Annotated in this window: 17 protein-coding genes; 7 read left to right on the forward strand and 10 right to left on the reverse strand. The window is 64.7% G+C overall.

Features of this window, described 5'->3' with window-relative positions; translation table 11 throughout:
• Window positions 1-137: 137 nt before the first annotated feature.
• Window positions 138-1085: a LysR substrate-binding domain-containing protein gene (locus ACNFCI_RS03830; protein WP_084855364.1), complete on the reverse strand. Its 948-nt coding sequence runs from the start codon at window positions 1083-1085 to the stop codon at window positions 138-140.
• A gap of 157 nt (window positions 1086-1242) precedes the next feature.
• Between ACNFCI_RS03830 and ACNFCI_RS03835 the strand changes: the two genes are divergently transcribed.
• Complete coding sequence (locus ACNFCI_RS03835; protein WP_084855363.1) at window positions 1243-2631, forward strand: NorM family multidrug efflux MATE transporter; 1389 nt, start codon at window positions 1243-1245, stop codon at window positions 2629-2631.
• A 57-nt stretch (window positions 2632-2688) separates the two neighbouring features.
• Here ACNFCI_RS03835 and ACNFCI_RS03840 read toward each other — a convergent pair whose 3' ends face one another.
• Window positions 2689-4359, reverse strand: a complete 1671-nt coding sequence (locus ACNFCI_RS03840; protein ID WP_368828749.1) for a putative bifunctional diguanylate cyclase/phosphodiesterase — start codon at window positions 4357-4359, stop codon at window positions 2689-2691.
• Between the two features lie 251 nt (window positions 4360-4610).
• Here ACNFCI_RS03840 and rep point away from each other — a divergent pair, with 251 nt between their 5' ends.
• Window positions 4611-6620: a DNA helicase Rep gene (gene rep, locus ACNFCI_RS03845; RefSeq protein WP_368828748.1), complete on the forward strand. Its 2010-nt coding sequence runs from the start codon at window positions 4611-4613 to the stop codon at window positions 6618-6620.
• A gap of 72 nt (window positions 6621-6692) precedes the next feature.
• Window positions 6693-7265 carry a xanthine phosphoribosyltransferase gene (gene xpt / locus ACNFCI_RS03850; RefSeq protein ID WP_084855360.1) on the forward strand — a complete coding sequence of 191 codons (573 nt, stop codon included), beginning with the start codon at window positions 6693-6695 and terminating at the stop codon, window positions 7263-7265.
• A 120-nt stretch (window positions 7266-7385) separates the two neighbouring features.
• Here xpt and ACNFCI_RS03855 read toward each other — a convergent pair whose 3' ends face one another.
• The 5 genes from ACNFCI_RS03855 to dadA form a co-directional block, all read right to left on the reverse strand.
• Window positions 7386-9245 carry an acetyl-CoA hydrolase/transferase C-terminal domain-containing protein gene (locus ACNFCI_RS03855; RefSeq protein WP_368828747.1) on the reverse strand — a complete coding sequence of 620 codons (1860 nt, stop codon included), beginning with the start codon at window positions 9243-9245 and terminating at the stop codon, window positions 7386-7388.
• 225 nt (window positions 9246-9470) lie between these two features.
• Entirely contained in the window at window positions 9471-9875 is a 405-nt protein-coding gene (locus ACNFCI_RS03860; protein ID WP_084855423.1) for a c-type cytochrome, read from the reverse strand.
• Window positions 9876-10029: 154 nt separating this feature from the next.
• Window positions 10030-10578 (reverse strand): cupin domain-containing protein, encoded by a 549-nt coding sequence (locus ACNFCI_RS03865; RefSeq protein ID WP_084855358.1) that lies wholly within the window; start codon window positions 10576-10578, stop codon window positions 10030-10032.
• A 110-nt stretch (window positions 10579-10688) separates the two neighbouring features.
• On the reverse strand, window positions 10689-11762 hold the full coding sequence (alr, locus tag ACNFCI_RS03870) for an alanine racemase (protein WP_368828746.1): 1074 nt from the start codon (window positions 11760-11762) through the stop codon (window positions 10689-10691).
• Between the two features lie 121 nt (window positions 11763-11883).
• Window positions 11884-13185, reverse strand: a complete 1302-nt coding sequence (gene dadA / locus ACNFCI_RS03875) for a D-amino acid dehydrogenase (protein WP_084855356.1) — start codon at window positions 13183-13185, stop codon at window positions 11884-11886.
• Window positions 13186-13339: 154 nt separating this feature from the next.
• Here dadA and ACNFCI_RS03880 point away from each other — a divergent pair, with 154 nt between their 5' ends.
• Window positions 13340-13828: an Lrp/AsnC ligand binding domain-containing protein gene (locus ACNFCI_RS03880; RefSeq protein WP_084855355.1), complete on the forward strand. Its 489-nt coding sequence runs from the start codon at window positions 13340-13342 to the stop codon at window positions 13826-13828.
• Window positions 13829-13831: 3 nt separating this feature from the next.
• On the opposite strand, the gene ACNFCI_RS03885 is transcribed toward ACNFCI_RS03880, so the two are convergent.
• Window positions 13832-14185 (reverse strand): YkgJ family cysteine cluster protein, encoded by a 354-nt coding sequence (locus tag ACNFCI_RS03885; protein ID WP_084855422.1) that lies wholly within the window; start codon window positions 14183-14185, stop codon window positions 13832-13834.
• Between the two features lie 136 nt (window positions 14186-14321).
• Here ACNFCI_RS03885 and ACNFCI_RS03890 point away from each other — a divergent pair, with 136 nt between their 5' ends.
• On the forward strand, window positions 14322-15614 hold the full coding sequence (locus ACNFCI_RS03890; RefSeq protein WP_368828745.1) for an NAD(P)/FAD-dependent oxidoreductase: 1293 nt from the start codon (window positions 14322-14324) through the stop codon (window positions 15612-15614).
• 48 nt (window positions 15615-15662) lie between these two features.
• Here the strand turns inward: ACNFCI_RS03890 and ACNFCI_RS03895 are convergent, their stop codons facing one another.
• A complete protein-coding gene (locus tag ACNFCI_RS03895) occupies window positions 15663-15893 on the reverse strand; it encodes a DUF1127 domain-containing protein (protein WP_084855353.1) in 231 nt (76 codons plus the stop codon).
• A gap of 178 nt (window positions 15894-16071) precedes the next feature.
• Here ACNFCI_RS03895 and ACNFCI_RS03900 point away from each other — a divergent pair, with 178 nt between their 5' ends.
• Both ACNFCI_RS03900 and ACNFCI_RS03905 read left to right on the forward strand, forming a co-directional pair.
• Window positions 16072-17502, forward strand: a complete 1431-nt coding sequence (locus tag ACNFCI_RS03900; RefSeq protein ID WP_172402958.1) for a PLP-dependent aminotransferase family protein — start codon at window positions 16072-16074, stop codon at window positions 17500-17502.
• A 59-nt stretch (window positions 17503-17561) separates the two neighbouring features.
• Window positions 17562-19118: a phospholipase D family protein gene (locus ACNFCI_RS03905; RefSeq protein WP_368828744.1), complete on the forward strand. Its 1557-nt coding sequence runs from the start codon at window positions 17562-17564 to the stop codon at window positions 19116-19118.
• Between the two features lie 109 nt (window positions 19119-19227).
• On the opposite strand, the gene ACNFCI_RS03910 is transcribed toward ACNFCI_RS03905, so the two are convergent.
• On the reverse strand, window positions 19228-20367 hold the full coding sequence (locus ACNFCI_RS03910; RefSeq protein WP_368828743.1) for an MFS transporter: 1140 nt from the start codon (window positions 20365-20367) through the stop codon (window positions 19228-19230).
• Window positions 20368-20448 lie beyond the last annotated feature (81 nt).

Genomic DNA, 20448 nt, shown 5'->3' on the forward strand with positions numbered 1-20448 from the left:
GGTAATTCATGTGTACGTACCCGGGTTGGGGCGGTTGGCCCCTTTGGCGCGCCCCCCGCCGGCGCCCACCCCGGGCGCGGGGGGGGGGTGCGGCGCGGGGTGGGCCCGCGAAAGGGCTGCGAAGCAGCCCCCAGGTGCTACGGCGTAAATGGAGCCGCCACGGGTGCCTCGAGAATGCGCACATCCGGCAGGTTCATCGCAGCCGCCTCCTCCTGCAAGAACTGACTCAAGCGCCGCAAACGCTCCCCACCCGGCCGCGTCCGAGGCCACACCAGGTAGTAATCCATGCCACTGGGCACAGCCGTCGGCCACGGCAGGCTCAACCGCCCCTGGGCGACATCCTCGGCGACCATCAGCAAGTCGCCCATGGAAATGCCATAGCCACGTGCCGCCGCGATCATGCCCAACTCCAAGGTATCGAACACCTGCCCGCCTTTGAGCGAGACCTTGTCGGCAAGCCCCATGCGCGCCAGCCAGGCACGCCAGTCGCGCTTATCGGGCGTGGGATGCAGCAACTCGATACCCGCCAGGCGCCGTTCGTCCCAGGGCCCGTCCTTGAGCAGGTCGGGCGCCCCCACCGGGATCAACAACTCCGAGAACAGCCGCCGCACTTCCCAGTCGGCCGGGAACACCCCGTCGCTGAGCAGCACCGCGCAATCGAAGGGCTCCTGGTTGAAGTCCACGTGGTCCACATCCATCCAGGCACTGGTCAGTTGCACTTCGTTGCCCGGCTGCTGGTGGCGGAACTGGCTCAGGCGCGCCAACAGCCAACGCATGGTCAGGGTCGAAGGGGCCTTCATGCGCAGGATGTCGTCCTCGCCGCGCAAGGTATCGCAGGCCCGCTCCAGCGCGCTGAAGCCATCGCGCACACCTGGCAGCAGTACCCGCGCCGCCTCGGTGAGCTGCAGGCTGCGCCCGTTGCGTACGAACAGGCGGCAGGCGAAGTGCTCCTCCAGGGTGCGGATGTGCCGGCTGACCGCACTCTGGGTAATGGACAGCTCCTCGCCGGCCCGGGTGAACGAGCTCAGCCGGGCAGCGGCTTCGAATGCGCGCAACGCATACAGCGGGGGAAGCTGACGGGACATTTCGCACCTGCCCTGCGGGAACACCAATGGAATGCAATGGATCATACATACATGAGTTCAACTCATGCCAACGATCGCTTTTATCCTTTTGTGCAAAGTTGACCGAAGCCTCAGAATCGATGCCTCGCTCAACAGGCCCCGGAAAAAGGACACCTCCATGCACGTCGCGCCCACCACCGAACTCAAGGCTCTGCTGCGCCTGGCCGGCCCGCTGATCGCCTCGCAGTTGGCGCACATGCTGATGGTGCTGACCGACACCCTGATGATGGCCCGCATCAGCCCCCAGGCCCTGGCCGGTGGCGGCCTGGGCGCGGCCAGCTATTCGTTCGTGTCGATCTTCTGCCTGGGTGTGATTGCCGCAGTCGGCACACTGGTCGCCATTCGCCAGGGCGCAGGCGATGTGCCCGGCGCGACCCGGCTGGCGCAGAACGGGCTGTGGCTGGCCTGGGGCCTGGCCTTGGGGGCCGGGCTGGTGCTGTGGAACCTGGAGCCGGCCCTGCTGCTGTTCGGCCAGAAGCCGGAGAACGTCGCCTCGGCCATGGAGTTCCTCACCCTGCTGCCTCTGGCCCTGCCCGGCTACCTGACGTTCATGGCCCTGCGCGGCTTCACCAGCGCCCTGGGCCGTTCGACGCCGGTGATGGTGATCAGCCTGGTGGGTACGGTGCTCAACTACCTGTTCAACCACGCCTTGATCGAAGGCATGTTCGGCCTGCCCAAGCTGGGCCTGATGGGCATCGGCCTGGTCACCGCCGTGGTGTCCATGGGCATGGCCATCGCCTTGGCGCTGTATATCCGCTGGCACAAGGCCTATGCCGACTACCCGCTGCGCAAGGGCCTGTCGCGGCCTTCGCTGCCGGCGCTGCGCGAGCTGTGGCGCCTGGGCCTGCCGATCGGCGGCACCTACATGGTGGAGGTCGGCCTGTTCGCCTTCGCCGCCCTGTGCATGGGTGTGCTGGGCAGCACAGAGCTGGCGGCGCACCAGATCGCCCTGCAGATCGTCTCCACGGCGTTCATGGTGCCGACGGGGCTTTCCTATGCCGTGACCATGCGTGTGGGCTTGTACTACGGTGCAGGCAACCTGTTGGCAGCACGAAGTGCCGGGCGGGTGGGAATCGGCTTTGGGGCAATGATCATGTTCGCCTTCGCGGCGCTGTTCTGGCTGCTGCCTGAGGCACTGGTGGCGTTGTTCATCGACCGGAACGACCCAGCCTTCGCGGCGATCTTCCAGCTGGCCGTGAGCCTGTTGATGGTGGCGGCCTGGTTCGAACTGTTCGATGGCATGCAAACCATCGCCATGGGCTCGATCCGTGGCCTGAAGGACGCCAAGACCACCTTCCTCATCGGCCTGTGCTGCTACTGGCTGGTGGGCGCGCCCAGCGCCTGGCTGTTCACCTTCACCCTCGGTGGCGGTGCGGTGGGTGTGTGGTGGGGCTTGGCATTGGGCCTGGCCTGCGCGGCAGTGGCACTGACCATCGGCTTCGAATGGCGGACCCGGCGGTTGCTGGGCAAGGCGCAACGGCGTGAGGGGGCTGTGGCCTCCGCCTGAGCAGATCGCGGGACGAGCCCGCTCCCACAGGTTCTCGATAGCCTCGTGGAAGCGGGTTTAGCCGCGAACGTTACAGGCCTGCGGCCCCGTTGCCCGCTGCAGGTAGTTCACCAGCTCGTCCACCGGCAACGGTTTGCTGACCAGGAAGCCCTGCACCTGATCACAGCCAAACCCTTGCAGCAACGCCAACTGTTCCTGCGTTTCCACCCCTTCGGCGACCACCTCCAGGTTGAGGTTATGCGCCAGGTTGATCATGGCATGTACCAGCTTGCGGTTCTCCTCGCGCAGCTCCATACCGGCGACGAAGCTCCGATCGACCTTGAGCAAGGTGATCGGCAGGCTGTTCAGGTGCACGAACGATGAAAAGCCCGTGCCGAAGTCGTCCAGCGAGAAGCGCACCCCCAGGCGCCCCAGGGCGTCCATGGTCTGCTGTACCAACTCGTTGCGGCGCATCACCGCGGTTTCGGTGAGTTCGAATTCCAGCCAACGTGCGTCGACGCCATGCTCGATGATCAGGCGGCTCAAGGTGGCCAGCAGCTGGCTGTCCTGGAACTGGCGGAAACTCAGGTTCACCGCCATGTGCAGCGGCGCCAGGCCGTCTTCGCTCAGGGCCTGCATATCGCGCAGGGCGCGGGAAATCACCCAGTAGCCCAGCGGTACGATCAAGCCGCTCTGTTCGGCCAGGGGCACGAACTCGCTCGGTGGCAACAGCCCGCGCTCGGCGTGGCGCCAGCGTACCAGGGCCTCGAGCCCGACGATCCGCCCGTCGGCAAGGCTCAGCCGCGGCTGGTAATGCAGCTCCAGTTCGTCGCGGCGCAGCGCTCGGCGCAGCTCGCCTTCCAGGTCGGCCAGGCTGCGTGCGTTGCGGTTGATCCGTTCGTTGAATACATGAAAGGTACACCCCTGGCTGCCCTTGGCCTGGCGCATGGCGATATGGGCATGCCACATCAGCGGGTCGGCGCCGGCCTGGGCGCGGGCGTGGGCCAGGCCCAGGCTGCAACCGAGCAGCAGGCTTTCGCCGTCGATCCAATAGGGCTCGGCCAAGGCCTCGACGATGCGTTCGGCCACCCATTCGGCGCGGTTGGCATCGCGCCGAGTGTCGATCAGCAAGGCGAACTCGTCGCTGCCCAGGCGGGCCAGCTGGTCGCCAGCCTCCAATTGCTGTTTCAGGCGTGCAACCACCTGCAGGATCAGCCGGTCGCCGCCCTGGTGGCCAAGGGCATCGTTGACGTGGCGGAAGTTGTCCAGATCCAGGTGGCCGAGGGCGACACCACGGCCTTCGTTCTGCGCCAGGCGCGCGGTCAACAGGGCCTGGAAGCCCTGGCGATTGGCGATGCCGGTCAACGGGTCCTGCTCGGCCAGGCGCTGCAGCGTAGCCACCAGCACACCTCGTTCGCGAACATGCCGCAGGGAGCGGCGCAGGGCATCGCTGTTCAATTGCCCGCGCACCAGCCAGTCGCTGACCGCTGCCGGCGGCGTCTCGGGCTCGTGGTCGAGCAGCAGGATGGTCGGCAGGTCGCAGCGGCCTGGTGCCGGCTGCAGGGCTGGGGTGGCCAGCACTACAGCCTGGCGATCATGGGCGAACAGGCTGTCGACCGACTCCCAGTTCGGTGCGGTCAGCAATACCGCGCTGCCCGCCAACGGCTGCAAGCACTCGCGCAGCAGGGCGGCCCATTCCGGCTCATCGGCCAACAGCAGCAAACGCAACGGTTCGACAGGCGTGGACAAGCGGGCTCCTCAGGCTTGGACGGTAGAACGGCGAGCGCAGGCATCCCCACCTCATGAGTGAAAATGATTTTTACTCCAGGTGCCATTCCTTGGCCAGCACCCCGACGCATTATGTCGTGCATCCTGCGCGAAACCGACGAAAGCGGCAAATCTGATTCATGCACTGCGTCACACTGTCAGACGGTCGCGCCACAACCGCCCCATGCCTGCTAGAATGCGCGGCTATTTTCTGGTGACCCCCGGTTTCTAGCATGTCCCGACTCAATCCCCGGCAACAGGAAGCCTGTGACTACGTCGGCGGCCCTCTATTGGTGCTCGCCGGTGCAGGCTCCGGCAAGACCAGCGTGATCACACGCAAGATCGCCCACCTCATCCAGAACTGTGGCATCCGTGCCCAGTACATCGTGGCCATGACCTTCACCAACAAGGCGGCGCGCGAGATGAAGGAGCGGGTCGGCACCCTGCTGCGCCCCGGCGAAGGCCGCGGCCTGACCGTGTGCACCTTCCACAACCTGGGCCTGAACATCATCCGCAAGGAGCACGAACGCCTGGGCTACAAGCCTGGCTTCTCGATCTTCGACGAGACCGACATCAAGGCATTGCTGTCGGACATCATGCAGAAGGAATACTCCGGCGACGACGGCATCGACGAGATCAAGAACATGATCGGTGCCTGGAAGAACGACCTGATCCTGCCGGCCGAGGCCCTGGAAAAGGCGCGCAACCCACGCGAGCAGACCGCCGCCATCGTCTACACCCATTACCAGCGTACGCTCAAGGCGTACAACGCGGTGGACTTCGACGACCTCATCCTGCTGCCGGTGAAGCTGTTCGAGGAACACAAGGATGTCCTGGAGCGCTGGCAGAACCGCGTGCGCTACCTGCTGGTGGACGAGTACCAGGACACCAACGCCAGCCAGTACCTGCTGGTGAAGATGCTGATCGGCATGCGCAACCAGTTCACCGTGGTGGGCGACGACGACCAGTCGATCTATGCCTGGCGCGGCGCCCGCCCGGAAAACCTCATGCTGCTCAAGGAGGACTACCCCTCCCTGAAGGTGGTGATGCTGGAGCAGAACTACCGCTCCACCAGCCGCATCCTGCGCTGCGCCAACGTACTGATCGCCAACAACCCCCACGCCTTCGAAAAGCAGTTGTGGAGCGAAATGGGCGTTGGTGACGAGATCCGCGTGATCCGCTGCAAGAACGAGGAAGCCGAGGCCGAGCGTGTGGCCATGGAGATCCTCACCCTGCACCTGCGCACCGACCGGCCCTACAGCGACTTCGCGATCCTCTACCGAGGCAACTACCAGGCCAAGCTGATCGAGCTCAAGCTCCAGCACCACCAGGTGCCCTACCGCCTCTCCGGCGGCAACAGCTTCTTCGGTCGCCAGGAAGTCAAAGACCTCATGGCCTACCTGCGCCTGCTGGTCAACCCGGACGACGACAACGCGTACCTGCGGGTGATCAACGTGCCGCGCCGGGAGATCGGCTCCACGACCCTGGAAAAGCTCGGCAACTATGCCACCGAGCGTGGCGTGTCGATGTATGCCGCCAGCGATGAGCTGGGCCTGGGCGAGCACCTCGATGCCCGCTATACCGAGCGCCTGCAGCGCTTCAAGCATTGGCTCGACGGGGTGCGCCAGCGCGTGGCCCTGGAAGACCCGATCGCCGCCCTGCACGACATGGTCCGCGACATCGACTACGAGAACTGGATCCGCCAGAACACCGCCAGCGACAAAGCCGCAGAGTTTCGTATCAGCAACGTCTGGTTCCTGATCGATGCCCTGAAGAACACCCTCGAGAAGGACGAAGAGGGTGACATGACCATCGAGGACGCCATCGGCAAGCTGGTGCTGCGCGACATGCTCGAGCGCCAGCAGGAAGAGGAAGAAAACGCCGAAGGTGTGCAGTTGATGACCCTGCATGCCTCCAAGGGCCTGGAGTTCCCTTACGTGTTCATCATGGGCATGGAGGAGGAAATCCTCCCGCACCGCTCCAGCATCGAGGCCGACACCATCGAGGAAGAGCGGCGCCTGGCCTACGTGGGCATTACCCGCGCGCGCCAGACCCTGGCGTTCACCTTCGCCGCCAAGCGCAAGCAGTACGGCGAAATCATCGACTGCACGCCCAGCCGGTTCCTCGACGAACTGCCGCCGGACGACCTGGCCTGGGAAGGCCTGGACGATGCGCCAGTCGAGGTGAAGGCCGCTCGCGGCAACAACGCACTGGCCGACATCCGGGCAATGCTCAAACGCTGACCAACCCTTACTCTTTAAACCTTTGTCGCGGCCCTGGCTGCGGCCACCTTTGCTACATCGAGGAATACCACAGTGGAAGCACTGCAGCAGAAGATTCGCGAAGAAGGCATCGTGCTTTCCGACCAGGTTCTCAAAGTCGACGCGTTTCTCAACCATCAGATCGACCCGGCGCTGATGCAGCTGATCGGTGACGAGTTCGCCCGCCTGTTCGCCGATTCGGGCGTGACCAAGATCGTCACCATCGAAGCGTCCGGTATCGCCCCGGCGGTGATGACCGGCCTGAAACTGGGCGTGCCGGTGATCTTCGCCCGCAAGCACCAGTCGCTGACCCTGACCGAGAACCTGCTGACCGCCTCGGTGTACTCCTTCACCAAACAGACCGAGAACACCGTGGCCATTTCGCCACGCCATCTCAACAGCAGCGACCGCGTGCTGGTGATCGACGACTTCCTGGCCAATGGCAAAGCCTCCCAGGCGCTGATCTCGATCATCAAGCAAGCCGGCGCCACCGTTGCTGGCCTGGGCATCGTGATCGAGAAATCGTTCCAGGGCGGCCGTGCCGAACTGGATCGCCAGGGCTATCGCGTCGAGTCGCTGGCCCGGGTGAAGTCGCTGGAAGGTGGCGTGGTCACGTTCATCGAGTGATGACCCTAGGGGCCGCTATGCGGCCCTTTCGCGGCACAAGGTCGCTCCTACAGAAGATCGCGTTTCCTGTAGGAGCGGCCTTGTGCCGCGAAAGGGCTGCACAGCAGCCCCGGCCATTCATCAGGTTGCCGCCAACCCTGCCAGCAACAGCCGCTGGTACAACTCTTCCTTGAGCCCCTGCGGCTGCTCCAACCCCATGCGCGCCAGCTGCGCCGCGTAGGCTTCCGGTGCGGGCGCGTCCAACGCGGCCTTGCCCAGCTCCAGCACTTCGCTCAGCTTGAACTTGCTCTTGAGCCAGTTCAGCGCTCGTAGCAAATCCCGCTCTTCGGCCGTGAAGTCGCACCCCAGTGGATACTCCGGGAACAACCGCCCATGTTGCTCGCGGATCTTCTCCAGGCGCTCGGGCGTGTTGTCGGTGAAGCGCGCATCCAGCTGGAAGTTTTTCGGCAGCTTGCCCGCTGCCTTGGCCTGCTCCATCAATTGCGGCTGGAAGCGTGAGTCGCTGATCGCCAGCAACCTGGCGATCACCTCGCTGTCGGTCTGCCCGCGCAGGTCGGCGATGCCGTACTCGGTCACCACGATGTCGCGCAGATGCCGAGGGATGGTGCAATGGCCGTAGCTCCAGAATAGATTGGAAGTGACCTCGCCCCCTGTCTCGCGCCAGCTGCGCAGCAGCAGGATCGAGCGCCCGCCTTCCAAGGCATGGGCCTGGGCGACGAAGTTGTATTGCCCGCCTACGCCGCTGAGCACCCGACCGTCCTCGAGCTGATCGGCCACGCCAGCCCCCAGCAAGGTCATGCCGAACACCGTGTTGACGAAGCGGGCATCGCGGCGCTGACGGCGCTTGAGCGCTTCCTGGCCATACAGCTCGTTGATGAAGCCGATGCCGGTCATGGCGAAGCGCCTACGTTGCTCGAGGGACATTTCCCGCAAGCGCTGGTAGAACGCCTGCGGGCCCAGGAAGAACCCGCCGTGCACCAGGACCCCGCGCTCATCGGCCGGGCGCCGGATCACCCCTGCCTCGACCAGCGCCAGCAGGCCATTGACGAACATTTCGCTGCAACCGTAGAGCCCCTCGGCGAAGGCATCCAGGCCTCCCTCACGGTCTATCAGAGCCTGCCAAGAGGTGACGTCCAACGCCTGGAGCACTGCACGATAACCGGCGTTGTCCCCCTGGCGGGCCAGCAGCGCGGCAGCCACCGCATCGCCCATGGCGCCGATGCCGATCTGCAGGGTGCCGCCATCGCGTACCAGGGCACTGGCATGCAGGCCGATGCAGTGGTCCTGGGTCGATACCGGCATGTTCGGCGTGGAGAACAACCGCCGCCGCTCGGGCGCCTCGATCAACAGGTCGAAGTCGTCCTCGCCAAGCTCGGCATCGCCAGGCATGTAAGGTAGCTCGGTGTGCGCCTGGCCGAGCAGCAGGATGGTTTCGCCCGCCGCACGGCGGCGGGCCAGCATCGGCAGCAAGTCAAGGGTGATGTCCGGGTTGCAGGCCAGGCTGAGCTGGCCGGGGCGCTCGGGCGTGGTGGCCACCAATTGGGCGACCAGGTTCAAACCCTTGGCGTTGATGTCGCGCGCCGCATGGCTGTAGTTGCTGCTGACGTAATCCTGCTGCGCCGCTTCGCTGTGCAGCAGGCTGCCCGGCTGCAGGAAGAACTGCTCGATGCGGATGTTCGCAGGCAGGGTGTCGTTGCGCAGGTCGGCGAGGTAGTCGAGCTCTTCGTAGTCGGCGAAGACCCGCTCGATGAACGGCTCCAGGAAGCGCCGCTGCAACCCATCGCCCAGCGGCGGTCGGCCGAGGCTGAGAGCGGTATAGATCGTCAGCTGGCGCTCGGGGCATTCGCGTATCCGGGCGTAGAGCGCGTTGACGAAGGCATTGGGCTTGCCCAGGCCCAGCGGCAGGCCCATGTGGATATGGGCTGGCAGGCGGGCGAGGACCTGTTCTACCGCCTGGTCGATGGAAACGCATTGCGTCATCTGAGCCTCCTGTGAACATCCGTGCATACAGGGATTGGACATGGGCTTTGGACAGGTTGCTGAACATGCCGGCCCATCGCGGGACAAGCCCGCTCCCACAGGTTTCGCGCCGCTCTGGAGGGTAGCATTGAACCTGTGGGAGCGGGCTTGTCCCGCGATTGGGCCGGCGAGCCCTAGAATACAAAGCCCGCCATGAAAGGCGGGCTTGCGAATATCAGGCTCGGCTCAAAGCCCCGACATTTTCTTGATGGCGCCCTTGAGCTCTTCATCGGAGCAGTCGGCGCAGGTGCCTTTCGGCGGCATGGCGTTGATGCCGGTGATGGCCTTGGCCAGGATGCCGTCGAGGCCGCCTTGGTGGTCCGCGCGTTCCTTCCAGGCGGCGGTGTCGCCGATCTTCGGTGCGCCGAGCAGGCCGCTGCCATGGCAGGCGTTGCAGTGCTTGGCGATGATCTCGTCCGGTGTCTTGGCGCCGCCGCCCCCTGCAGTGGCAGCCACGGCCATGCCTTTGCATTCCTGGCCCTGGACGCACACCTGGCCGACCGGCTCGAGGCGCTTGGCAAGGTCGTCGTTGGTCGCAGCGGTTGCGCTCATTGCCCAAAGGGCGAATACGGCTGCTGGTACGGCCAGCATCTTCTTGATTTGGTTCACGCGAACACCCTCATGGTGGCTAATCACGCCCGCGGCCACGGATCTGCGAGCGTTTGAAAGTATAGCGGGAACCCAGGGCCCGTGAAACGACCCCACAAGGGAAAGGGATATTGCCGCAACAATGCACTGCGCTGGATCAAAAGTTCGATGGTGTCGCTGCGCTGATCAGCCGGGCAGGCTCGTCGAAGGGGTTGCGAAAACGGTGCGGCCGGGTGCTTTCGAAGTAATAGCTGTCGCCTGCTTCGAGGACGAAGGTCTCGGTACCGACCACCAGCTCCAGGCGCCCTTCCAGCAGGATGCCGGTTTCCTCGCCGTCATGGGTGAGCATTTCCTCACCGGTGTCGGCGCCAGGCGGGTACACCTCATTGAGGAAGGCGATGGCCCGGTTGGGGTGCGACTTGCCCACCAGCTTCATGGTCACCGCACCGTCGGAGATGTCGATCAGCTCGTGGGCCTTGTAGACGATCTGGGTGGGGCTTTCGGGGGCGAGCTCGACAGAAAAGAATTCCACCATCGACATGGGAATGCCACTGAGCACCTTGCGCAGGGAGCTGATCGACGGGCTCACGCTGTTCTTCTCGATCATCGAGATGGTGCTGTTGGTAACGCCCGCGCGCTTGGCGAGTTCACGCTGGGACAGGCCCTTGAGCTTGCGGATGGCTTGCAGTCGTTCACCGACGTCCAAAGCTGGAGCCTCCTGAAACGGTCGAGGTGGGAGCAAAGTGTGAACGATATGATGGCGATGCCGTTCAGTATTTACAACACTTTACCCCGCAGCCTGTCCGCTTCGGCCGCTTATTCGCCGATATAGTCCAGCGGTACGCGCTTGAGGTTGCAGAAGATCTGATACGGGATCATGCCCGCCTGGGCAGCCACCTCGCTGGCCAGCACCTGCTTGCCCCACAGCTCCACCGGGCTGCCGAGGGTCGCCTCGGGCACGTCGGTCAGGTCGATGCAGAGCATGTCCATGGACACCCGCCCGACCAGTTGGCTGCGCTTGCCGGCGACCATCACCGGGGTGCCGGTGGGCGCCTGGCGTGGGTAGCCATCGGCATAGCCCATGGCGACCACGCCGACCCGGGTCGGTCGTGGGGTGATGAACTTGGCGCCGTAGCCCACCGGCTCGCCGGCCGGCAGTTCACGCACGCCGATGACGCGCGATTGCAGGGTCATCACCGGTTGCAGGCGCTCGGCCTGGGGCTGGGAGACTTCGAAGGGCGTGGCACCGTAGAGCATGATGCCCGGGCGTACCCAGTCGCTCGGTACCTGGGGCCAGCCCAGGACCGCGGGCGAATTGCGCAGGCTGCATTCGGCGGCCAGGCCCTGACGGGCGGCTTCGAACACCGCCACCTGCTGCGACGTGGCGTCCGCGTCCAGTTCATCGGCCCGGGCGAAGTGGCTCATGAGCACGATGCGTGCGACCTTGCCGCTGGCCAGCAGGCGCTGGTAGGCCTCCTGGTAGTCCTTCGGGTGCAGGCCGACACGATGCATGCCGGTGTCCATCTTCAGCCAGACAGTCAATGGCTTGTGGACGGTTGTCTGCTCGATCGCCTCCAACTGCCACAGCGACTGCACCACGCACCACAGGTCGTGCTCGGCGATCAGCGCCAGCTCGCTGGCTTCGAAGAAACCTTCTAGCAGCAGCACCGGCGCCTTGATCCCGGCGGCACGCAGCTCGAGCGCTTCCTCGATGCAGGCCACCGCAAAGCCATCGGCTTCGGTTTCCAGGGCCAGGGCACAACGCACTGCGCCATGCCCATAGGCATCGGCCTTGATCACGGCCAGGGCCTTGGCACCGGACAGTTCACGGGCCAGGCGATAGTTGTGGCGAAGGGCTTGGAGGTCGATGAGGGCACGGGCGGGACGCATGGCGGCAGCCTTATGGTGGTTCAGGTTGAAATCGGTTTTTCCTTGTCACCGGCAAACCGGCTCCCACACAGGGTTGGCGTGGGAGCGGCTTGCCGGTGACAGGGCCGGTGAAGCAGGCCAATTACTGATGCACAGGCTCAGCCTGGCCGTGCTTGGCCACTTCCCGGTTGTTGCCGTAACGGGAAATGTCGAGGCCTTCGGCACTGATCTGCGGCTTCTTGCGCGCGATCAGATCGGCCAGCAGGCGACCGGAGCCACAGGCCATGGTCCAGCCCAAGGTACCGTGACCGGTGTTCAGGAACAGGTTGCGGTACGGGGTGGCGCCCACGATCGGGGTGCCGTCTGGGGTGGCCGGGCGCAGACCGGTCCAGAAACTGGCCTGGCTCAGGTCGCCGCCGCGAGGATAGAGGTCATTGACGATCATCTCCAGCGTTTCGCGCCGGCGCGGGTTCAGCGAAAGGTCGAAGCCGGCGATCTCGGCCATGCCGCCCACGCGGATTCGGTTGTCGAACCGGGTGATGGCGACCTTGTAGGTTTCATCCAGAATGGTCGAGGTCGGCGCCATGTCGGCATTGGTGATCGGCACGGTCAACGAGTATCCCTTGAGCGGGTAAACCGGCGCCTTGATACCCAGCGGCTTGAGCATCTGCGGCGAGTAGCTGCCCAGGGCCAGCACGTAGCGGTCGGCGGTTTCCAGCTTGCCGTCGATCCATACACCGTTGATGCGGTCACCAGCGAAGTCCAGGCGCTGGATGTTCTGGTCGAAGCGGAACTCCACGCCCAGCTTGACCGCCATTTCGGCCAGTTTGGTGGTGAACAGCTGGCAGTCGCCGGTCTGGTCGTTGGGCAGGCGCAGGGCACCGGCCAGGATGTTCTTCACCCCGGCCAGGGCAGGTTCGACGCGGGCGATGCCATCGCGGTCGAGCAGCTCGTAGGGCACGCCGGACTGTTCGAGCACGGCGATATCCTTGGCGGCGGCATCCACCTGCGCCTGGGTACGGAACAGTTGGGTGGTGCCCAGGGAGCGGTTTTCGTAGGCGATACCGGTTTCGGCGCGCAGTTCGTCGAGGCAGTCGCGGCTGTACTCGGACAAACGCACCATGCGCTCCTTGTTCACCGCGTAGCGGTTGGCCGTGCAGTTGCGCAGCATCTGCGCCATCCACAGGTACTGGTCGACATCGCCGGTAAGCTTGATAGCAAGGGGGGCGTGGCGCTCGAGCAGCCACTTGATGGCCTTCAGCGGCACGCCAGGGGCGGCCCAGGGCGAGGCATAGCCGGGCGAGATCTGGCCGGCGTTGGCGAAGCTGGTTTCCATGGCCACCGCTGGTTGGCGGTCGACCACCGTCACTTCGAAACCTTGCCGGGCCAGATAGTAGGCACTGGCGGTTCCGATCACACCGCTACCAAGTACCAGAACTCGCATTGTTTATCCCTCGCACGCGGTCAACCGCAGACTTTTGTTGAAATGGCTGGATGGGCGCAGTATATGGAGGAACAGCCAGTGCATTTCACTATATAAAAGCCTATATTTGGCGAGAATTCTCGGCAAAATCGCCTTTCACGGAGGGGCATCCCCTATGAGAACCCAGCACCAGAGCAAACGCGAACTGGACAAGATCGACCGCAATATCCTGCGCATCCTGCAGAACGACGGGCGCATCTCGTTCACCGAACTGGGCGAAAAGGTCGGCCTTTCCACCACGCCTTGCACCGAGCGGGTTCGCCGTCTGGAGCGCGAGGGAATCATCATGGGCTACAACGCCCGGCTCAATCCGCAACACCTAAAGGGCAGCCTGCTGGTGTTCGTCGAGATCAGCCTGGACTACAAGTCCGGCGACACCTTCGAGGAGTTCCGCCGCGCGGTGCTCAAACTGCCCCACGTGCTGGAGTGCCACCTGGTCTCCGGCGACTTCGACTACCTGGTGAAGGCGCGTATCTCGGAAATGGCCTCCTATCGCAAACTGCTTGGCGACATCCTGCTCAAGCTGCCGCATGTGCGCGAGTCCAAGAGCTACATCGTCATGGAAGAGGTGAAGGAAAGCCTCTGCCTGCCGATTCCGGAATAAGGTTCAGACCAGCACCTGGCGGGTGCTGGCGATGAACTGATGCACCAGTTGCTCGGCCTCGGGTTCGATCATCTGTTCGGGCCCCCGCCCCCGCGGGCAGGCCAGGCGTGGCGTGGTGCCGAACAGGCGGCAGATCATCGGGCGCTCTTCGTAGACCGTGCAGCCGTTGGGGCCCAGGTGCACACAGTCCAGGCGCTCCAGCGCAGCATCCTGCTCGGCGCGGGGTTTACGCGGCAGGCGGGCCATCTCTTCGGCCGAAGTGGTGACCGGGCCGCAGCAGTCATGGCAGCCAGGTTCGCATTCGAAGGATGGGATCAGTTCGCGCAGGAAATGGATCTTGTGGCTGTTGCAGGACATGGTCGGGTACAAAGCTGGGAAATTGACGAGATTATATAGCGCCGCTCCTACAGTTGACCGCGTCAACCTGGGTTGCCCACCCCAGAGCCCCGGCTTATCCTCCTCGCCTAGCCCACCTGCCCCAGGACCCAGCCCGATGATCCACAGCGCGCAGCACGCCGCCTCCTACTATGCCGCCAGCAGCGCGCCCCACCCTGACCACGCCTTCCTGCAAGGTGACCATCGCGCCGACGTCTGCATCGTCGGTGGCGGTTATTCCGGCCTCAATACCGCCATCGAGCTGGCCGAGCGCGGGCTTTCGGTGATCCTGCTGGAGGCACGCAAGATTGGCTGGGGCGCCAGCGGGCGTAACGGTGGGCAGTTGATCCGCGGGGTCGGCCATGGGCTGGAGCAGTTCCTGCCGGTCATCGGCGAGGACGGCGTGCGCAGCATGAAGCTCATGGGCCTGGAGGCTGTGGACATCGTCCGCGAGCGCATCGAGCGCCATGCCATCGCCTGCGACCTGACCTGGGGTTACTGCGACCTGGCCAACAAGCCGGGCGAACTGCAAGGCTTTGCCGAAGACGCCGAAGAACTGCGCAGCCTGGGCTATCGCCATGAACTACGCCTGGTGCAGAAGGACGATATCCACAGCGTGGTCGGCTCCGACCGCTATGTCGGCGGCCTGATCGACATGGGCTCGGGGCACCTGCACCCGCTGAACCTCGCACTCGGCGAAGCCGCCGTGGCCAGCCGCCTGGGCGTGGGCCTGTACGAACAATCGGAAGTCGTTCGCATCGACTACGGCCCCGAAGTGACCGTGCATACCGCCCAGGGCCGCGTACGTGCCAAGACCTTGGTGCTGTGCTGCAACGCCTACCACAACGACCTGAACCGCGAACTCGGGGGCAAGGTGCTGCCCGCCGGCAGCTACATCATTGCCACCGAGCCGTTGGGCGAGGAGCGTGCCCGCCAGTTGCTGCCGCAGAACATGGCCGTGTGCGACCAGCGCGTGGCCCTGGACTATTACCGGCTCTCTGCTGACCACCGCCTGTTGTTCGGCGGCGCCTGCCATTATTCCGGCCGCGATCCGCAGGACATCGCCGCCTATATGCGGCCCAAGATGCTCAAAGTATTCCCTCAGCTGACCGACGTGCGTATCGACTACCAATGGGGCGGCATGATCGGCATCGGTGCCAACCGCCTGCCCCAGATCGGCCGCCTGGCCAGCCAGCCGAACGTCTATTACGCCCAGGCCTATTCCGGCCATGGCGTGAACGCCACCCACCTGGCCGCGCGCCTGCTGGGCGAGGCCATCAGCGGCCAGCACAGCGGGCGCTTCGACCTGTTCGCCAAGGTGCCGCATATCACCTTCCCCGGCGGCAAGCTGCTGCGCTCGCCGCTGTTGGCCCTGGGGATGCTCTGGCATCGACTGAAAGAGCTGGCCTGACACCCCTTTGTAGGAGCGGGCTTGCCCCGCTCCTACAGGAGACCGTGTTCAACGTTTCCAGAAGGGTTTGCGTCCTTCCTCCCGCGCCTGCGCCCGACTGAGCCCGATATCCCAAAGCTGGGCATCGTCGAGCTGCAACAAGTGCCTGCGGGTGCGCCAGCGATGCACCATCAAACCCCACCGGCCCAGGCCCGCCGGTGCGCCATAGACCTTGTCCCGCTGCCCGGCGTCCAGTTCCTTGGCCAACAGTTGCAAGCGCACATCGCTCATGCCGTCCATCGCTGCCCTCTCCCGATCAGTTGATACTGTAAGCGAAGCATGCACGTCGGCACCCAAGGCCATACAGATCCAATACGAATTTATTATTTCCATACAGAATTGGCTGAGCGGGCCCTGAATGCTGTATTTTCAGCCGATCTGTACTGGTCTGCATGCCCACTTGACGAAGGAGTATGCCGTGACGCTCTACCTCAACCTCGCCGAACTGCTCGGCGCCCGTATAGAACAAGGCCTGTACCGCCCCGGCCAGCGCCTGCCCTCGGTGCGTGCGTTGAGCCTGGAACATGGGGTCAGCCTGAGCACGGTGCAGCAGGCCTATCGCCTGCTCGAGGACAATGGCCTGGTCTCGCCGCGGCCCAAGTCCGGCTATTTTGTCGCCGAAGACCGCAGCCTTCCTGCCCTTCCCGCCGTCAGCCGCCCGGCCCAGCGGCCGGTGGATATCTCCCAGTGGGAGCAGGTGCTGGAACTGGTGCGCAGCACACCGCAGAAGAATGTCATGCAGCTGGGTCGCGGCATGCCCGACATCGACAGCCCGACCTTGAAACCCCTGCTGCGCAGCCTCGCCCAGCTCAGCCGGCGCCAGGACATGCCAGGGCTGTACTACGACAACATCCACGGCAACCTCGCCCTGCGCGAGCAGATCGCACGGCTGATGCTGGATTCCGGCTGCCGTCTGGGCTCGGCCGACCTGGTGGTGACCACGGGATGTCATGAGGCGCTGTCTACCAGTATCCGCGCCGTGTGCGAGCCAGGCGATATCGTTGCGGTGGAATCGCCCAGCTTCCATGGCGCCATGCAGACCCTCAAGGGCCTGGGCATGAAGGCCCTGGAGATCCCTACCGACCCGCTCCAGGGCATCAGCCTGGAGGCCCTGGAACTGGCGCTGGAGCAATGGCCGATCAAGCTCATCCAGCTCACTCCCAGCTGCAACAACCCCCTGGGCTACATCATGCCGGAGGCGCGCAAGAAAGCCCTGCTGAACCTCGCCCAGCGCTATGACGTGGCGATCCTCGAGGACGATGTCTACGGCGATCTGGCCTACACCTACCCTCGCCCGCGGACCATCAAGTCGTTCGACGAAGACGGCCGCGTGCTGCTGTGCAGTTCCTTCTCCAAGACCCTGGCGCCGGGGCTGCGGGTTGGCTGGGTGGCACCCGGGCGCTACCTGGAGCGGGTGTTGCACATGAAGTACATCAGCACTGGCAGCACGGCCTGTCAGCCGCAGCTGGCCATCGCCGACTTCATCGAGGCCGGGCACTACCACCCCCACGTAAGACGCATGCGCAGCCAGTACCAGCGTGGCCGCGACCAGATGAGCGACTGGGTCACCCGCTACTTCCCCGCAGGCACCCGCGCCAGCCGGCCCCAGGGCGGCTTCATGCTGTGGGTCGAATTGCCGGAAAGTTTCGACACGCTACGCCTGAACCGGGCTTTACTGGAGCAGGGGGTGCAGATTGCGGTTGGCAGCATCTTCTCGGCGTCGGGCAAGTACCGGCACTGCCTGCGCATGAACTTTGCCGCACGGCCCACGCCGCGGATCGAAGACGCTGTGCGCAAGGTGGGCGAAACCGCCCTTCGTCTACTGGAAGCGGACGAAAGCCCAGCGTAACTTTGCGCCGCCCCCCACGGTCCAACCCATAGGCCTTTGCTGTACAGGACGTTCTACCCTTGAGACTCCAGCGAGCTCTGCCTCTCTTGCTGGCGCTGTTGCTTGGCCTGTCGGGCTGCGCCAGCGTCGGCACACCACGCCAGGTCAGCCAGGCGCTGCCGGCCAGCGATTCGGCCTTCGGCCGCTCGGTGCAGCGCCAGGCAGCGCCTTACGAGGGGCGCTCAGGCTTTCGCCTGCTACCCAACAGCAACGAGGCCTTTCGTGCCCGCGCCGAGCTGATTCGCAACGCTCAGGCGAGCATCGACCTGCAGTACTACATCGTCCATGACGGCCTGAGCACCCGCGCCCTGGTGCATGAACTGCTGCGTGCCGCCGACCGCGGTGTGCGGGTACGCATCCTGCTCGACGACACCACCAGCGACGGCCTGGACACGCTGATGGGCACCCTGGCCGCCCACCCGAACATCCATATCCGCGTATTCAACCCCCTGCACCTGGGACGCAGCACGGGGGCCACCCGCGCCGTGGGCCGGCTGTTCAACCTGTCGCGCCAGCATCGGCGCATGCACAACAAGCTGTTCCTGGTGGACAACAGCATGGCCATCGTCGGTGGGCGCAACATCGGCGACGAATATTTCGATGCCGAGCCCAACCTGAACTTCACCGATATCGACCTGCTCGGCGTGGGCCCGGTGGCCGAGCAGCTCGGGCACAGCTTCGACCAGTACTGGAACAGCGCCCTGAGCCGGCCGATCGGCGACTTCCTCTGGCGCCAACCAGACGCCGCCGATCTGCGCGCCAGCCGCAAACGCCTGGAAATCTCCCTGGCCCAGGCACGGGTCAAACACAAAGCGTTGTACGACCGACTGATGGCCTACCAGTCCCGCCCACGCCTGGACACCTGGCGCAACGAGCTGATCTGGGCTCACAGCCAGGCCCTGTGGGACTCGCCGAGCAAGGTTCTGGCTCAGAACGAGCCGGACCCGCACCTGCTGATGACCCAGCAGCTGGCACCGGAGTTGGCCAAGGTACAGTACGAACTGATCCTGGTGTCCGCGTATTTCGTGCCGGGGGAGTCCGGCCTGCTGTACCTCACCAGCCGAGCCGATGCGGGCACCTCGATCAAGCTGCTGACCAACTCCCTGGAAGCCACCGACGTGCCGGCGGTGCATGGCGGCTACGCCCCCTACCGCCGTGCCCTGCTCGAACACGGCGTGCAGCTGTACGAGCTGCGCCGCCAGCCAGGCGACCCCAGTGCCTATCGCAGCCTGAGCTTTCGCGGCAGCTCCGACTCCAGCCTGCACAGCAAGGCAATCGTCTTCGACCGGCGCAAGACCTTCATCGGCTCGTTCAATTTCGACCCGCGCTCCGTGCTTTGGAACACCGAGGTCGGCGTATTGGTGGACAGCCCGGAACTGGCCGAATACACCCGGGAAATGGCTGTCGAAGGCATGGCGCCAGCGTTGAGCTATCAGCCAAAGCTGGTGGGGGACCAACTGGTGTGGGTGACCGAGGACAACGGCAAGCGGCGCATGCTGACGTCTGAGCCTGGCGGCCTGTGGCGGCGCTTCAATGCTTGGATCAGCAAGGCGGTGGGGCTGGAGAAAATGCTGTGAGCCGCCGCCATTCGCGGGTAAACCCGCTCCCACAGGTACAGCGCTGTCATTGAGAGCCCTGCATAACGTGTGGGAGCCGGTTTACCCGCGAATGGGCGCAAATTCCTTATCAGGCCGAAGCAGGCTCGAAGGCATCCCGCCGGCGGGTCAACACCACCAGCCCTGCCGCCCCCGCCGCCATCAGCCAAGGCAGCGCATGCCCGCTGATCCACTGGCTGCCAGCCCCTGCGATGAGCGGCCCCAACAGGCAACCGATCCCCCAGAGCTGCGCCACATGTGCATTGGCGCGCACCAGCTCATCGTCCCGGTAACGCTCGCCGATCAACACCAGCGACAAGGTGAACAGGCCACCGGCACTGGCGCCGAACAGCACCCATACCGGCCAGATCGCAGGCGTGTGCAAGGCCAGCGGAATCGCCAGGCTGGAAACGAGCAAGGCCAGGGCACAGCCACTGAACAGGGTCCGGCGCGACATGCAGTCGGCCAGGGCACCGATCGGCAGCTGCAGCACCGCATCGCCCACCACCACGGTACTGACCATGAACAATGCCACCTCCGCCGTGAACCCTTGCTGCAGGCAGTACACCGGCAACAGAGTCAGGATCATCGCCTCGAACGCAGCGAACAGGGCAATGGCCCAGGCGATCACCGGCAGGCGCCGACAGAAACCGAACAGGTCGCCAAAGGTGACGCTGCACGCTTCGGTGCTCGGCGCACCACCGCGCCTCAACAGCAGCAACGGCGCACACAGCAGCAAGACCGTCGCGACCCAGAAGCCGAAATCGTCGCCCGAGCCCAGCAGCCCCAGCACCAGAGGCCCGGCCAGCTGGCTCAACGCGTAGCTGCTGCCATACAGCGCCACCAGCCGTCCCCGCCACTGCTCGATCACCAGCTGGTTGATCCAGCTTTCGCCAAGGATGAATACCACGGTCAGGGCCATGCCGATCGCCAGGCGCAGCGCCAGCCACAACGGATAGCTGGGCAACAGCGCCACCAGGCCGATCGACAAGGCGCCGCCCCACAGGCACAGGCGCATGGCAGCCGGCACGCCGACCCACCCGGCCAGGCGACTGGCCAGGCTGGCACCGAGCAGCACGCCGAAAGCTGGCATCGCCGCCATCACGCCGATGGCGAACCCACCGTAGCCCCAGCCCTCCAGGCGCAGGGACACCAACGGCATGCTCACGCCGAGCGCGAGCCCAACGCTGAGTACCGAGGCCAGTACGGCAAAGTAGGTTCCCCAACGCATGGCAGCCCTCCTAGGCCCAGTTTTCAGAACCCCATTCGCGGGTAAACCCGCTCCCACAGGTACTACGCCATTGTTAAGGGC

Origin of the sequence: Pseudomonas sp. NY15356, assembly GCF_048068175.1 — a bacterium.
Classification (GTDB): Bacteria; Pseudomonadota; Gammaproteobacteria; order Pseudomonadales; family Pseudomonadaceae; genus Aquipseudomonas; species Aquipseudomonas putida_K.

Excerpts from the sequence above, each read along its gene's own strand:
- ACNFCI_RS03830 (WP_084855364.1), bottom strand. The coding sequence starts at position 1,085 with ATGTCCCGTCAGCTTCCCCCGCTGTATGCGTTGCGCGCATTCGAAGCC.
- ACNFCI_RS03835 (WP_084855363.1), top strand. The coding sequence starts at position 1,243 with ATGCACGTCGCGCCCACCACCGAACTCAAGGCTCTGCTGCGCCTGGCC.
- rep (WP_368828748.1), top strand. The coding sequence starts at position 4,611 with ATGTCCCGACTCAATCCCCGGCAACAGGAAGCCTGTGACTACGTCGGC.
- ACNFCI_RS03855 (WP_368828747.1), bottom strand. The coding sequence starts at position 9,245 with ATGACGCAATGCGTTTCCATCGACCAGGCGGTAGAACAGGTCCTCGCC.
- ACNFCI_RS03860 (WP_084855423.1), bottom strand. The coding sequence starts at position 9,875 with ATGCTGGCCGTACCAGCAGCCGTATTCGCCCTTTGGGCAATGAGCGCA.
- alr (WP_368828746.1), bottom strand. The coding sequence starts at position 11,762 with ATGCGTCCCGCCCGTGCCCTCATCGACCTCCAAGCCCTTCGCCACAAC.
- dadA (WP_084855356.1), bottom strand. The coding sequence starts at position 13,185 with ATGCGAGTTCTGGTACTTGGTAGCGGTGTGATCGGAACCGCCAGTGCC.
- ACNFCI_RS03880 (WP_084855355.1), top strand. The coding sequence starts at position 13,340 with ATGAGAACCCAGCACCAGAGCAAACGCGAACTGGACAAGATCGACCGC.
- ACNFCI_RS03885 (WP_084855422.1), bottom strand. The coding sequence starts at position 14,185 with ATGTCCTGCAACAGCCACAAGATCCATTTCCTGCGCGAACTGATCCCA.
- ACNFCI_RS03890 (WP_368828745.1), top strand. The coding sequence starts at position 14,322 with ATGATCCACAGCGCGCAGCACGCCGCCTCCTACTATGCCGCCAGCAGC.
- ACNFCI_RS03895 (WP_084855353.1), bottom strand. The coding sequence starts at position 15,893 with ATGGACGGCATGAGCGATGTGCGCTTGCAACTGTTGGCCAAGGAACTG.
- ACNFCI_RS03910 (WP_368828743.1), bottom strand. The coding sequence starts at position 20,367 with ATGCGTTGGGGAACCTACTTTGCCGTACTGGCCTCGGTACTCAGCGTT.